Source organism: Paucilactobacillus kaifaensis (assembly GCF_005405145.1).
Lineage (GTDB): Bacteria > Bacillota > Bacilli > Lactobacillales > Lactobacillaceae > Paucilactobacillus > Paucilactobacillus kaifaensis.
The window spans coordinates 1-15,258 of record NZ_BJDM01000005.1; the positions used below are offsets into that span (position 1 = coordinate 1).

12 protein-coding genes are annotated in these 15,258 nt (G+C 38.6%); 11 read left to right on the forward strand and 1 reads right to left on the reverse strand.

Annotated features, from left to right (window positions below; translation table 11 throughout):
- Positions 1–100: 100 nt before the first annotated feature.
- Positions 101–1,078, reverse strand: coding sequence for a polyprenyl synthetase family protein (locus tag FFM51_RS03635; protein ID WP_137597277.1), 978 nt, complete (start codon positions 1,076–1,078; stop codon positions 101–103).
- A gap of 93 nt (positions 1,079–1,171) precedes the next feature.
- On the opposite strand from FFM51_RS03635, the gene FFM51_RS03640 reads away from it, so the two are divergent.
- From FFM51_RS03640 to FFM51_RS03690, 11 genes are all read left to right on the forward strand, one after another.
- Positions 1,172–2,080 carry a 1,4-dihydroxy-2-naphthoate polyprenyltransferase gene (locus tag FFM51_RS03640; RefSeq protein WP_137597278.1) on the forward strand — a complete coding sequence of 303 codons (909 nt, stop codon included), beginning with the start codon at positions 1,172–1,174 and terminating at the stop codon, positions 2,078–2,080.
- 108 nt (positions 2,081–2,188) lie between these two features.
- Positions 2,189–2,830: a glycoside hydrolase family 73 protein gene (locus FFM51_RS03645; protein WP_137597279.1), complete on the forward strand. Its 642-nt coding sequence runs from the start codon at positions 2,189–2,191 to the stop codon at positions 2,828–2,830.
- Positions 2,831–2,839: 9 nt separating this feature from the next.
- Positions 2,840–3,424, forward strand: a complete 585-nt coding sequence (locus FFM51_RS03650; protein ID WP_137597280.1) for a xanthine phosphoribosyltransferase — start codon at positions 2,840–2,842, stop codon at positions 3,422–3,424.
- 15 nt (positions 3,425–3,439) lie between these two features.
- The gene (locus FFM51_RS03655; RefSeq protein WP_137597281.1) at positions 3,440–4,594 is read left to right on the forward strand and encodes an ATP-grasp domain-containing protein; all 1,155 of its coding nucleotides are present in this window, start codon (positions 3,440–3,442) and stop codon (positions 4,592–4,594) included.
- A 174-nt stretch (positions 4,595–4,768) separates the two neighbouring features.
- Positions 4,769–6,979, forward strand: coding sequence for a DNA helicase PcrA (gene pcrA, locus FFM51_RS03660; protein ID WP_137597336.1), 2,211 nt, complete (start codon positions 4,769–4,771; stop codon positions 6,977–6,979).
- Between the two features lie 277 nt (positions 6,980–7,256).
- The gene (gene ligA / locus FFM51_RS03665) at positions 7,257–9,287 is read left to right on the forward strand and encodes an NAD-dependent DNA ligase LigA (protein WP_137597282.1); all 2,031 of its coding nucleotides are present in this window, start codon (positions 7,257–7,259) and stop codon (positions 9,285–9,287) included.
- Between the two features lie 50 nt (positions 9,288–9,337).
- Positions 9,338–10,414 carry a CamS family sex pheromone protein gene (locus FFM51_RS03670; RefSeq protein ID WP_137597337.1) on the forward strand — a complete coding sequence of 359 codons (1,077 nt, stop codon included), beginning with the start codon at positions 9,338–9,340 and terminating at the stop codon, positions 10,412–10,414.
- A 374-nt stretch (positions 10,415–10,788) separates the two neighbouring features.
- The gene (gene gatC, locus FFM51_RS03675) at positions 10,789–11,100 is read left to right on the forward strand and encodes an Asp-tRNA(Asn)/Glu-tRNA(Gln) amidotransferase subunit GatC (RefSeq protein ID WP_137597283.1); all 312 of its coding nucleotides are present in this window, start codon (positions 10,789–10,791) and stop codon (positions 11,098–11,100) included.
- On the forward strand, positions 11,100–12,569 hold the full coding sequence (gene gatA / locus FFM51_RS03680) for an Asp-tRNA(Asn)/Glu-tRNA(Gln) amidotransferase subunit GatA (RefSeq protein WP_137597284.1): 1,470 nt from the start codon (positions 11,100–11,102) through the stop codon (positions 12,567–12,569). The genes gatC and gatA overlap by 1 nt, the downstream gene beginning before the upstream one ends.
- Entirely contained in the window at positions 12,569–13,996 is a 1,428-nt protein-coding gene (gatB, locus tag FFM51_RS03685) for an Asp-tRNA(Asn)/Glu-tRNA(Gln) amidotransferase subunit GatB (RefSeq protein WP_137597285.1), read from the forward strand. Before gatA ends, gatB begins: the two co-directional genes overlap by 1 nt.
- Positions 13,997–14,017: 21 nt before the next feature.
- Positions 14,018–15,046 (forward strand): diacylglycerol kinase, encoded by a 1,029-nt coding sequence (locus FFM51_RS03690; protein ID WP_137597286.1) that lies wholly within the window; start codon positions 14,018–14,020, stop codon positions 15,044–15,046.
- Positions 15,047–15,258 lie beyond the last annotated feature (212 nt).

Consider the following 15,258-nt stretch of genomic DNA (forward strand, 5'->3'; position numbering starts at 1 on the left):
TAAAAACACCTCCGAATAAATTTTACTTTTTTCGAACGTGCTTTTATATGTTTGTATCAAATTATAACTTCAGTTCCATTTTGGTTCGTTTTTTTTGCGATTATTGTTCTCGTTGTAGCAAATTAGATGTCAATTTGGTGAGTGGTTCTTCGATAGAATTATTGTGCAAATCTTTAATTAGTTCCAATGCATCTGTTGTATACTGATCGGCAAGCTCAAATGCCCGTTTTACACCACCAACTGCGACGACAATCTGCTGTACCTGAGTGACATCTGTAGCTGTCATTTTATTTTTCTTGTTTAAAAAATGTTTTAAATCTGATCGGTTAGTTTCTAAAGCCAAAATTAATGGTAGGGAATATACACCTTGTCGGACGTCTTCCAGCGTTGGCTTAAGTGTATTTTTTTTCTGGCCAGTATAATCTAAAATATCATCTCTAATTTGGTAGGCCAGTCCAATTTTTTTGCCAATTTGTGCAGCAGTGTTGATAATAACTTGTTCACATCCACTTAATCGGGCTCCTTGAGAACAAGCAAGTTCAAATAGTTTAGCGGTTTTACCCTCAATTTCAGTAAGGTACTGTGTGACGCTGGTTTTTTGGTTATAATTAAGTTGCATTTGATTTAATTCACCATTTAAAATGGCATGCATAATATCTGCATTCGCGGCCACATCATCCATGCTATATGCTGATTTGATTACTTGCTTGAAGTAGAGGGTGAATAAAAAATCACCGGCATAGATAGCATTTTTTTGCCCGTATAAGGTTTGAATTGTGGTAACGTTTCGTCGTAGTGGTGATTCATCGATAACATCATCGTGAATCAAAGTTGCCACATGTAATAATTCTAACGCAGCAGCTCCCGCTTGGAGTTTTTCCGGATCTTGTGTAGGCCCTAGCGAACTAAATAAATAAAAATAACCTGGTCGCAAAAGCTTGCCACCAGCGCCAAGAAGCTCTAAAATCTTAGTTTGAATGGGTTTATTTGTTAACGAAACCAAACTAAACATGTATTCTTTTAAATCGTCAAGTTTGACTGCTGTAGCTGGAAAATTTTGCCAGATTCGATGTGCCATTTTGTTACCCCGGAGTAAGAATTTATATCTTTAACGATACAAATAACTGTAAGCCTTGTCAATCTTATTTCACTATCTTGGAGGACGTTTATTTTGAAGCCCAAAGTTTTTTTTGAATTTATTGAGATTCAATCACTAATTGCATCTGTTTTTCCGTTTGTACTAGGAATTATGTACGCGTACTACAATTATCATCTGATCCAGGTTGGAAACATGATTTTATTTTTTGTTGCAGCCAACGTGTTACAAATGGCAGTCAATGCTAACGATAATTACCAAGATTTTATCCATTCTGATGATGAGTTAGAGTTTAAGTCGAAGACAAACGTAGTGGGCGTGAACAATATCCCGATTGGTTTGGCTCGTGCAATCACCATTGGACTAGCAAGTATATCGGCCATAATTGGAATTTATCTGGTTGTCAGAGTTGGTTTACCGTTGTTGTGGCTGGGTCTTTTTAGTTTTGCGGTTGGTTATTTTTATGCGGCTGGTCCGCTACCAATTTCTAATACCCCATTTGGTGAAATTTTTTCTGGGTTTACGATGGGTTTTATCATTTTTCTGATTGCTGCTTTTTTGAATGTCTACAATGTTCAAGCATTAACCTTTAGTTTTTTATGGCGAGTGTTATTGGCTTCTGGTATTGCTATTTTTGCAATTTCAAACATTATGTTGGCGAATAATATCTGTGATGAACAAGAAGATCGTCGCAATAATCGACGAACAGCTGTGTATTATTTTGGTAAGAAAATAATGTTGCGTGTGTTTGCACTTAGTTATGTCGCTGGATACTTGTGCTTGTTAGTTGCTGTCTGGATTGGTATTTTACCAATATTATCGGTGTTGACGCTATTGAGTGTTCCACTGGTTTGGCATAATGTGCGTATTTTTTTCCAAAATCAAGTTAAACGTGAGACATTTGTCTTGTCAGTTAAAAATTCAGTAATCATCACTTTATTTTTTGCAATTGCTATGGGACTCGGAATTTGGTTGAATTTTTAAGGAACCATAAATTAATGGAATTGTTTTTCCGCTAGCGTGACTTTCAGTGTAAAATGAAGATTATTGCTAAGCTAATTAAATACGGTGGCTAGGAAAGGGGAACATTTTTTGGCGCGTAGAAGAAAAAAAAGGTCAAAAACAACGAACTTTTTATTCAAACGAGGGCAGTTCCGTTGGTTAAATTTATTAGTTCTAATACTAGCTATTTCGCTAGTGGGATATGGTATTGGCCAATTACACCAGCTCCGTGAACGACAACAAATTGTTTCAAAACAGTCAGATGCTAAAAAATTATTTATTAAACAGATTGCACCAGAGTCACAAAAAATGATGAAAGAGCACAATGTATTAGCATCGATCACAATGGCTCAAGCAATTCTAGAATCTGACTGGGGCAGTTCAACATTGGCTGCAAAGTATTATAATCTTTTTGGGGTTAAAAGTTCATCACTTACTAACAGTCAGGTATTAAGCACCAAAGAATATGAAAATGGTAGTTGGATCGTGATTCATGGCCGCTTTCAGGTGTACACAAGTTGGGCCGCCTCTATTGACGCACATACAATGCTTATGGTTAATGGAACTACTGATGATCAAGACAAATATGCGGGCGTAATTAAAGCAACTAACTATAAAGATGCGGCCCAGGCCTTACAAGAAGCGGGATACGCCACTGACCCTGATTATGCTGCTAAATTAATTCAAGTTATCCAAACTTACCACTTAGACAAATACGATCAGAATGGATAGGGAGTTCAAATGAGAGAATTAGAAGAACGAATTAAAACAGATGGACAAGTTCTATCAAATAACGTGTTAAAGGTTGATCAATTTTTAAATCATCAGGTTGACCCTGATTTAATGTTTGCAATTGGTCAACGATTTGCTCAGTTGTTTATGGATGCCCACATTACTAAGATATTAACAGTAGAATCTTCTGGAATTGCACCAGCACTGATGGCTGGCTTACAATTACATGTTCCTGTTATCTTTGCTCGCAAGCATAAGAGTTTAACTTTAACTGATGATTTGTACACCGCAAATGTGTATTCTTTTACTAAACAAACTGAAAATCAAATTACGGTTTCTAAAAAGTATCTAGACGTTAATGATCAAGTACTAATTATTGATGACTTTCTGGCTAATGGACAAGCAGTGTTTGGATTATTAGAGATTGCTCAGCAGGCAAGGTTTAATGTGGCCGGCGTCGGGATAGTTATTGAAAAAAGTTTTCAACCTGGAGCACAGAAGATTCGCGAGCAAGGTGTTAGACTAGAGTCGTTAGCACGAATAAAATCATTACAAGATGGTCAAGTAACATTTATGTCAGATGAAGAAAACTAATTGAGGTGAGAGATTGTGAGTTCAGAAAGTAATCATGTTTTATACCCAGGTAAAACGCTCGGAATCATTGGAAGCGGATTTAGTGGGGCTCGATTAGCACAGACGGCACAACGTTCAGGTTTTCAAGTTGGGGTCTATGGTTCACAGCCTGGTGATGCAGCGATGAAGCAGGCCAACTTTGGTGTAATAGGGATATTAACTGACAAAGACAAGTTAAAGGAATTCGCACAAGAATGTGATGCAGTTACCTATGTTGGTTCACACATTGATGCTGCAGTAATTGAGTATATTAGTCAATTTTCATGGGTGCCACAGGGGAAAGAAACGCTGGAGGTTATTCAAGATCGGTTATTAGAACGGGCTTTTTTTGACCAAATTAATGTCAATATTGCCCCTTATGTGACAGTAATTGGTTTGGATGATTTATATCAGTCAATTGATTCAATTGGTTATCCGGCAGTACTAAAACCAATTCAACGTGGCTTGGGTGAGCGGTCAATGCTTATTAATAAGCAGTCTGACATCACAAAAGCGGCTGATTTTCTTGAAACGGGTACATATGTATTAGAATCATATATTCCGCATGCCCATGAGTATTCATTAGTTATTGCCAAGGGTTACAAAGATACCCAAACCTTTCCGTTGATGGAACTCAACTTAGATGGTACAAAGCTAATTGAGGCGGTTGCACCAGCCGATTTATCTGATGATGTTTTAGCAGAGATAATGAGAATTGGTAGCTCCGTGGCTCAGCAACTGCAATATGTTGGGGTTTTTGAGATTGGATTTTACCTAACTGATACTGGTACTTTATATGTTAAAGGTGTTACGCCGGCATTGACCATCCAAGGCGCACTATTTGATCAAACTAGTAACGTCGACCAATATGAGCAGCATTTGCGAGCAATTATCGGGGTTTCGTTACGACCAATTAAAACTTTACAGCCAGCTATCATGATGACTATCCAAAGTAATCAAATGGATGGCATTCGGACTCAATGGCTACTAAAGGATAATTGGCAGTTTACCTTTTATCAACAAACACCAGAATCACGCTCAACGACAGTTGGTCACGTACTAATTGCTGGCCTACCGCTAGATAAGCTGCAGTTGCAGGTTGATAATACCGAAGTTTGGGACAGTTTTGGTGTATCAGATCAACAAAAATAATTAGAACCAACCATTTTTGGTCAACTTGTATGTTGCCTGATAACGGTTGGTTTTTAATTATTGTAAAATTATCACTAGATAGCCACATTCATATGTTGGATTTGGTATAATATTCATTGATTGAAATTAGAGGGGATTGAATGCAACGTGGCAAGCCAAACACTATTAACAGGAATGAATGATAAACAACAGGAAGCCGTTTTGTATACTGAAGGACCACTACTAGTAATGGCTGGCGCAGGGTCCGGTAAAACACGTGTGCTAACTCATCGAATTGCGTATTTGATTGAGGAAAAAAATGTCAATCCATGGAATGTTCTAGCAATTACCTTTACTAACAAGGCTGCAAAGGAAATGCGTGAGCGAGTGGCTAAACTTTTAAACGAAGGGGCCCGCGATGTATGGGTTTCAACGTTTCATGCGCTATGTGTGCGAGTTTTGCGTCGAGATATTGAACAGATTGGATATAATCGGGCATTCACAATTGCCGACACGGGTGAACAGCGAACTCTGATTAAGCGTGTTTGTAGTGATTTAAATGTAGATCCTAAAAAGTTTGATCCACGGGCGTTGCTGAGCGCAATTTCAAATGCTAAGAATGCACTGCAAACACCAGCTGACTACGTCAAAAGCGCTAGCAGTCCATTTGAAGAAGTGGTTGCCAAGGTATATAGACAGTATCAAGAGGAGCTACAGGCCAATCAGGCAGTTGATTTTGATGATTTAATTATGTTAACAATTGAATTATTTGAAAAAAATCCAGATACGTTGAGTTATTATCAAAATAAGTTCCATTATATTCACGTTGATGAGTATCAAGATACCAACGATGCCCAGTATAAATTGGTAAATTTATTAGCCCAACAATACCGTAATTTATGTGTTGTTGGGGACGCTGACCAAAGTATCTATGGTTGGCGTGGCGCCAATATGGAGAATATTCTTAATTTTGAACATGACTACCCAGATGCTAAAACAGTAATGTTGGAACAAAATTATCGTTCTACGCAAACAATCTTAGATGCAGCCAACGAAGTGATTGAAAACAACACAATTCGGCGTAAGAAGAATTTATGGACTCAAAATGGATCCGGAGAGCCAATTTCATACTATCGAGCTCAAAGTGAAAACGATGAGGCTCATTTTGTGGTGTCTAAAATTAATGAAGAAATCAAAAAAAATAATTTGAATTATAATGACTTTGCCGTTTTATACCGGACGAATGCACAATCACGAACGATTGAAGAAACATTTCTGAAGGCTAACGTACCGTACACGATGGTTGGTGGTCACAAGTTTTATGACAGAAAAGAAATTCGCGATGTGTTGTCATATTTGACCTTGCTAGTTAATCCGGCTGACTCGATCAGTTTTGAACGGGTAGTTAATGAACCTAAACGTGGGATTGGTTCAAGTAGCGTGGATAAACTACGGTTATTTGCACAGGAACATGGTTGGTCACTGTTGGAGGCGGCACAAAATGCTTCAATTAACAATGAATTAACTAGTCGGGCACGTAATAAAATCGAAGAATTCGGATTATTAATCAATGATTTGACTAAAATGGTTGAGTTCTTATCGGTAACTGAGTTAACTGAGCAAATTCTTGAAAAAACTGGTTATTTGACTGCATTAAAAGCAAATAAGAGTTTGGAATCGCAGTCACGACAAGAAAACTTGGAAGAATTTATGTCGGTGACAAAAGAATATGATGATGCACATCAAGACGACGAAGTTGAATCGAACGCTAATAAGGTAACTAACTTCTTAGCTGACTTAGCATTAGTTTCTGCGCAAGATGACGTTGATGAACAAACAGCTGCAGTTACATTGATGACATTACATGCTGCTAAGGGGCTAGAATTTCCAGTTGTCTTTTTAATGGGGATGGAAGAAGGAATATTCCCGTTATCACGAGCAATTTTGGAAGATGATGAATTAGAAGAAGAGCGTCGGTTGGCATATGTTGGAATCACACGGGCAAAGCGTAAGTTGTATTTATCAAATGCCTATTCCAGAATGCTGTACGGTCGCCGTCAAAATAATCAGGCATCACGATTTATTGAAGAAATCAATCCGGACTTATTGCATGTAGAAAATGAAAATGCAGCGGCAGTTCCCAATAATCGACCAGTCCCGTTTGCACATAAAAATGCGACTGCAAGAACCTATAAGCGTCCAGCACAGCCGGTCCAACAAAACTTGGGAACAGGTGCAGACAAACAAACTTGGAAGTCGGGCGACAAGGTAACTCATAAAAAGTGGGGTCAAGGAACAGTTGTTAAAGTTGCTGGTGAAGGCGACAATATGGAACTAGATATTGCATTCCCAGAACAAGGAATTAAACGACTCTTGGCCAGCTTCGCGCCGATTACAAAAGTATAGAGTGCGTAGGCCTGCGTTAAGATGTTGTAGGATAAAGGCATAAACACCGATTGATAAATCGGTATTTGATTTATTGATTGGTGTTTATGCCTTTATCCCTAAACATCTGCAGGCCGGAGCACGTTTAAAAAAATATGTATGCCTGTAAATAAGGTGTTTCAGGAAGATAAATCGGTATGTGATTTATTGATTGGTGTTCATGCCTTATCCCTAAACATCTGCAGGCCGGAGCACGTTTGCACTAATTCAAAATCACAATCAACAGGTGAATTAAACAATGAATAAGCAAAAACCAGTGGATCAATTAACAATTGAAGAGGCCACCCATGAAGTCAAAGAGCTGAGCTTGCAAGTCGAAGAGTGGGGGCGCGAGTATTATGAAAAGGATAATCCGAGTGTCGAGGATTATGTATATGATCAAGCTTATCAACGGTTGGTAACGCTTGAGCAAATATTTCCAGAACTTCAGTCACCTGATTCACCTACGCAACAAGTTGGTGCGGCGACAATTTCTGATTTTGCTAAGGTTGAACATCAAAATCCAATGCTATCTATGGGTGATGTATTTTCAGTGGCTGAATTAATGGATTTTAATGAGCGTCTTCAGCGTAATGGCGTTGATCATCCTGAGTACAACTTAGAACTTAAAATTGATGGCTTAGCGATTTCATTGATGTATGAGAATGGAAAATTCGTGCAGGGATCTACACGTGGCGATGGGCGAATTGGTGAAGATATCACTAAAAACTTAAAGAAAATCAAATCAATTCCGCAAACATTGACGCAACCCATAACGATTGAAGTTCGCGGCGAGTGTTACATGCCAAAGGAAGCATTTGCAAAATTGAATGAACAACGTGAGTCGCAGGGATTACCTGTATTTGCAAACCCACGCAATGCAGCTGCCGGTAGCTTGCGACAGTTAGATCCACAGGTAACAGCCAACCGAGAATTGAGTACATTTATGTACTATGTTCCTGATTACCAAACTCTTGGTGTGACAACTCAAAGTGAAGCACTAACCGCATTAGTTAAACTAGGGTTTAATGTGAATTTAAATAATCAGGTTGCTACAACAAAAGAGGAGATCGCAGACTATATCAACGGCTACACCCAGAAACGCAACGATTTAGAATATGGTATTGATGGAATCGTCGAGAAGGTTAATGATCTTGCGTTACAAGAAGAACTCGGTAGCACGGTTAAGGTTCCACGCTGGGAAATTGCATATAAATTTCCACCAGAAGAAGCAGCTACGGTTGTTCGTGAGATTGAATGGACGGTAGGGAGAACTGGAACGGTTACTCCAACCGCTGTAATGGACCCGGTTTTATTAGCAGGGACAACTGTTGCACGGGCTTCATTACACAATCCGGATTACTTGCAACAAAAAGACGTGCGAATTGGGGATACAGTTTATTTACATAAGGCTGGTGATATTATTCCCGAAATTTCGACAGTTGAATTGGACAAGCGTCCAGCAGATAGTGTTGAGTATGAGATTCCGACACGTTGTCCGGAATGTGATTCTAAATTAGTTCATTTGGATGAGGAAGTGGCATTGCGATGCATCAATCCAATGTGTCCTGCTCAGATTAAAGAAGGCCTTGCACATTTTGCTTCACGTAATGCAATGAACATTGATGGGTTAGGCCCGAGAATATTGGAACAGTTGTTTGAACGTAAAATGATTACAGATGTTGCTGATTTGTATCATTTAACCAAAGCCCAATTATTAACTTTAGATAAATTTGGTGATAAATCAGCTGATAATCTATTGACAGCTATCGACAATAGCAGGCATAATTCTTTGGAACGTCTTTTATTTGGTTTAGGGATTCGACATGTTGGAGCAAAGGCTGCCCGATTGATTGCCGCTCAATTTAAAAACATTGAGGCACTAATGAATGCTAGTAGTGAAGAGATTGCTAGTGTTGAAGCGATCGGCCCGATTATTGGTGACAGTGTAGTCACATACTTCAATAATACCCAGGTTCACGAGCTTATTCAGGAGTTACAAAATGCTCATGTTAATACAGAATACTTAGGGACTGCAACTGAGGTTAAAGAAGGTCCGTTAACCGGACAAAAAGTCGTTTTAACTGGAAAGTTAATTGAGATGACGCGACCACAAGCACAAGAATGGCTGGAAACTCAGGGTGCGGATGTGGTTGGCAGTGTTTCAAAGAAAACTAATTTGGTCATTGCAGGTAGTGATGCTGGTAGTAAACTGGCAAAGGCCCAGTCTTTAGGAATTGAAGTTTGGAATGAAGAACAATTCCGAGCAGCAATGAAGGAGGATTCCTAATCGTGAATTGGAAAAAATTAAGAACTGCAGTATTACTAATTGTCAGTACAATGGTATTGGCGTCGTGTGGATTTGGCAGTTCGAGTTCAAGTAAGTCATCAAAATATACAACGACAGGTGATGCAAACAGTGGTACTTACGAGGGTGTAATTAAAAATGGTAAGTATCAGGTTAGCAAGTCTCGGGGAGTTAACGTTGCTCAAAACGATAATACATTTAACTTAAAAAGTTTTGAGTCTGGACTACTAAATGTCTCCAAAAAAGTATTCTCAACTAAGAGCTATATATTTCAAGAAGGACAGTATTTGAATACTGATACAATTGAAAACTGGTTGGGACGTAAGTCAAAAAGCAACAAAACCGGGTTGAATCCAGTTAAAGGTAAGACAAATGGCAAGCGTAATCCAATTTATGTTCAACAAATTGAAGAACAAGATTACATGAAGCAAAGTGGTGATAATCTTAAATTGCATGGTATTACAATCGGAATTGGATTAAATTCTGTTGATTATTATCGAAAAACGACTAACGGACCACAGTATAAACAAAAAATTAGCGATGCTGACTTGCGGGCATATGGTGAAGAAGCAGCGCAAAAAATATTAAAGCGGATGCGTCAGAAAAAAGGATTAGAAAATGTTCCAATTGTGATTGCACTTTATAAACAAGCGTCTAACGATAGTCTTGTTGGAGGAACTTTCTTCGAATACAGTTCTAATAAGGGAACTCAATTATCTAGTTGGAAGCAAATGAATGTTAAAAATGCAGTTTATCCGAAGGCTTCGGATGCCACTACTTCTAATAGTGATGGGCAAACGGATAACAATACGTTCGATAACTTTAAGAGTCAGGTACAGTCATTCTTCCCGAACTTAAGTGGTGTGACAGCACAGGCACAGTATCAAGATGGTGATTTGTCGGGGATGCACATAACGGTGACGACGCAGTTCTACAGTGAGACTGAAATTACGAGCTTTACACAGTATATTTCTCAAGCGGCAGCTAAATACTTACCAAGCGGAATTCCAATAGACATTAAAATTCAATCATCACAAGAAATGCAGGCATTTGTCTACAGAGATTCAGGACAGAGTAAGTTCTCTAGTCATGTGTTTGATAGTTATTAATTTAAAAGAGTGCAAAACGCCGCGTCAAGATGGCGTGGTATAACACAAATAATCCTAGATGGTTCGAACTATGAACCATCTAGGATTATTTGTGTTATACAATAGCCATTTGCGGCGTTTTGCACGTTTAGACAATCGAAATAGACCGATATCGAACTATGAACCATCTAGGATTATTTGTGTTATACAATAGGCATTTGCGGTATTTTGCACGGTTAGGTAACCCAAAAAAGTTTAATTTTAAAGTGAAATGATTATCAAGAAAACATTCAATAAAATTATTGATAACTATTAAAATCCTGCATAAAATCTCGCCGCCTGTGCTACAATGTTATGATGTAAGTAGTGAACATTTTGGGAAAGAGGTTACGAGAATGGCAAGCAAAATTGATGAACAGCAAGTTAAACACGTTGCTTCACTAGCCAAGCTTCAGTTTGACGATGATCAACTAGGCAAATTTACCACTCAATTAGAAAGTATTATTGATTTATTTGAAACAATCGACAAGGTTGATACTACTGGCGTTAAGCCAATGACATCTGCCACTGATCAGGTTAATGCGATGCGTGAAGATATTGCCGTTAATAGCAACCAACGTGAGGCATTATTAAATAATGCGCCGGATACTGAAGAAGGTTACATTAAGGTACCTGCAATTATTGATGAAAGTGGGGATGGCGAGTAATGAATTTTTATGACACTGATTTAACAAAACTCCATGATGACTTAGTCAATAAGAAAATAAGTTCAACAGAGTTGACTAAGGCAACGTATGAAAATATTACGGCTGATGATGATCAAGTAAAGGCTTTTTTAACACTAGATGAAGAAAATGCTTTAAAAAAGGCTGCAGAGGTTGATCAACAAGGTGTTGCTGCCAATCAATTAGTTGCTGGAATTCCTTTGGGTGTCAAAGATAATATTGTCACTAAAGATTTGAAGACCACAGCCGCATCCAAAATTTTAAGTAATTTCAAGCCAATTTATGATGCGACTGTTATCGAAAAATTGAAAGCCCAAAACTTTATTAACGCTGGTAAATTGAACTTGGATGAGTTTGCCATGGGTGGTTCGACAGAAAATTCTGCGTTTCAAACAACACATAATCCTTGGGATCTAACTCGTGTACCTGGTGGTTCTTCTGGTGGTTCGGCTGCTGCGGTAGCTGCTGGAGAAGTGTTAGCTGCTTTAGGAACCGATACGGGTGGCTCAATTCGCCTCCCAGCTTCATATAATGGTGTTGTGGGTATGAAGCCAACATATGGCCGCGTATCTCGTTGGGGTATTATTGCCTTTGGTTCTAGTTTGGATCAAGTGGGTTGGTTAACACAGAGCGTCAAAGATAACGCACTCTTAACATCATTGATTAGCGGTCACGATGATCGTGATTTAACCTCATCAACTAAAGAAGTACCTAACTTTGCAAGTCAATTAAATGATGATACAAATGTTAAGGGCCTTCGAATTGCTGTTCCTAAGGAATACTTAGGAGAGGGTGTAGATGAAAATGTTAAGGCTGTGATTAAGGCTGCCTTAAAACATTATGAATCATTAGGGGCTATCATTGATGAAGTCTCATTACCAAATACGCAATACGGAGTTGCAGCTTATTACATTATTTCATCATCAGAGGCGTCATCAAATTTACAACGGTTTGATGGTATTCGTTATGGCGTTCGAGCTACTGATGTTAAAAACCTAGAAGATGTTTATGTTCGTTCTCGTTCGGAAGGGTTCGGGGATGAAGTTAAGCGTCGGATCATGCTCGGAACGTTCTCACTTTCTGCTGGTTTTTATGACGCTTACTTCATGAAAGCAAGCCAAATTAGAACTTTGATTCGCCAAGACTTTGAAAAAGTATTTGAAGATCATGACCTAGTCATGGGACCTGCTGGCCCAACTGTTGCTTATAAGATTGGTTCTAACATTACTGATCCTAAGTCAATGTACATGAACGATGTTTTGACTGTTCCTGTGAACATGGCCGGCCTACCTGGAATGTCAATTCCTGCTGGTTTTGCTGATAATATGCCAGTCGGACTACAAATTATTGGAAAGCCATTTGATGAAGAAACAATGTATAAGGCAGCTTACACGTTCGAACAATCAACTGATTTCCACAAGCAAACACCTAAGTTAGGAGGCCAAAAATAATGAATTTTGAAACAACTATTGGACTTGAAGTCCACGTTGAATTAAAAACTAATTCTAAAATTTTTAGTCCATCGCCAGTCCAATTTGGGTCTGAACCCAATGCAAATACAAACGTGATTGATTGGGGCTATCCAGGTGTTTTACCGTCAACCAATAAAGGGGTCGTCGAAGATGGAATTAAAGCTGCATTAGCTTTACATGCTGAGATTGAACAGAATCCACACTTTGATCGTAAAAACTATTTCTACCCTGATAATCCAAAAGCTTATCAAATTTCACAATCAGAAACACCATTAGCACATGATGGCTGGATTGAAATTGAAGTGGATGGTGAAAAAAAGAAAATTGGAATTGCCGAGATGCATATTGAAGAAGATGCCGGTAAGAACACGCATAGTCCTAATGGCTTTTCATTCGTTGATTTAAACCGTCAAGGAACCCCATTAATTGAAATTGTTTCTAAGCCAGATATTACTTCTCCAGATGAAGCATATGCTTATCTCGAAGCTTTACGCCAACGCATTCAGTTTACTGGTGTTTCTGACGTTAAGATGGAAGAAGGATCCATGCGAGTCGATGTCAATATTTCAATTCGCCCAATCGGTTCTGATAAGTATGGTACTAAAACCGAATTGAAGAACTTAAACTCATTTAACTATGTTCGTAAGGGACTAGCTTTTGAAGAACAGCGACAACAACGGGTCTTAATGTCTGGTGGCACGATTGGACAAGAAACTCGTCGTTATGATGAAGCTAGTGGTCAAACAATTTTAATGCGTGTTAAAGAAGGTTCAGATGATTATCGTTACTTCCCAGAACCAGATTTACCGGTTCTAGAAATTAGTGACGACTGGATTAACGAAATAAAAGCAGACATGCCTGAAATGCCAAGTAATCGTCGTGATCGTTATGTCAATGAACTAGGACTGAAAGAATACGATGCAATGGTCTTGACGCAAACCAAAGAAATGTCAGACTTTTTTGAAGCAGCTGTTGCAAAAGGTGCTGATGCTAAGATGACCGCTAATTACCTGATGGGTGATGTGAATGCCTATTTGAATGATAATCAGGTTGATTTACAAGATACTAAATTAACACCGGAAAACTTAGCCGGCATGGTTAAATTAATTGATGATGGAACTATCTCAACTAAGATGGCTAAGAAAGTCTTTAAGGCAATTACTAATGGTGAAGAACCTGCTAGCTATGTCAAAGAACATGGATTGGTGCAATTGTCTGATCCAGCTCAATTACAGCCAATCATTGATGAAGTATTAGCTAATAACGAACAGTCAATTGAAGACTTCAAGAATGGTAAGGACCGTGCTGTTGGTTATTTAGTGGGTCAAATCATGAAACAAACGCATGGTCAAGCCAACCCACAAGTGGTCAATCAATTATTAATGAAATCACTTAAAGCATTATAAGCAAAATGGAGGAATTTAAGTATGCGTAAACGGGCACGGATAATTTATAATCCAACTTCAGGCCGTGAAGCCTTGAAAAGTGACTTAGTGGATATTCTGGCGATTTATGAACGCGCTGGATATGAAACTAGTGCCTTTGCTACTACTCCAGAGCCTAATTCTGCGAGGGATGAGGCCACACGTGCGGCTAAAGAAAAGTTTGACTTAATTGTTGCTGCCGGTGGTGATGGTACGATTAATGAAGTAGTTAACGGTATTGGTGGGCTTAGACATCGCCCCAAGATGGCCATAATTCCCGCTGGGACAACTAATGATTATGCACGTGCCTTGCGTATCCCTCGTGAGGATCCGATTGGTGCAGCTAAAATAATTTTGAAAAAGCAATCAATTATGATGGATATTGGTAAAGCTGGTGAGAATTATTTTATCAATATTGCCGGTGGTGGGCTGTTAACTGAATTAACATATGATGTACCATCAAGTGTCAAATCATTATTTGGTTATCTGGCTTATATTGTAAAAGGTGCTGAATTATTACCTCGAATTAAACCAATTCAAATGGATCTTAAGTTTGATGGTGGTGAGTTTAAGGGTAAGGCGTCAATGTTTTTACTGGCACTGACTAACTCAGTTGGTGGCTTCGAACAGATCGTTCCGGATGCTTCGCTTGATGATGGTAAATTCACCATGATTATTGTTAAAACTAGTAACGTGGTTGAAATTATGCGCTTAATGACTTTGGTGCTAAATGGTGGGAAACATGTTGAGGACCCTAAAATTATTTATCGTAAAACATCTAAACTAGTTGCTAAGCCAGTCGATGAACGAATGATGATTAATTTAGACGGCGAGTATGGTGGAGATGCGCCAATGACGTTTGAAAATTTGGCACGACATATTGAAATGGTGGCTAATTTGGATGCCATTCCAGATGATGCTGTTACGGGGATATCACCAGAAGTACGACGTGCCGAAGATAGGTTTGTTAAAGAAGTTCAAAAACTACCTGAAGATCAAACTATGTTAGATAATGATGGAACAGTAAAATAGGTTAACGAGAGCAGAATGTGGTAGAATTACTATTGTTCTGCTTTTTTAGACGGATTTTTTAGGATGTTGAATATGATTTGATGTGTTCGTGCGGGTAGACACCTAGAGCCGAACCAGAAATAACAATTAATAAATCAAAGTCCGATTTATTAATCATTATTTCTAATTTATCCTACGGTATCTGAACGCCCTTACTCACACTTTTTTACTAC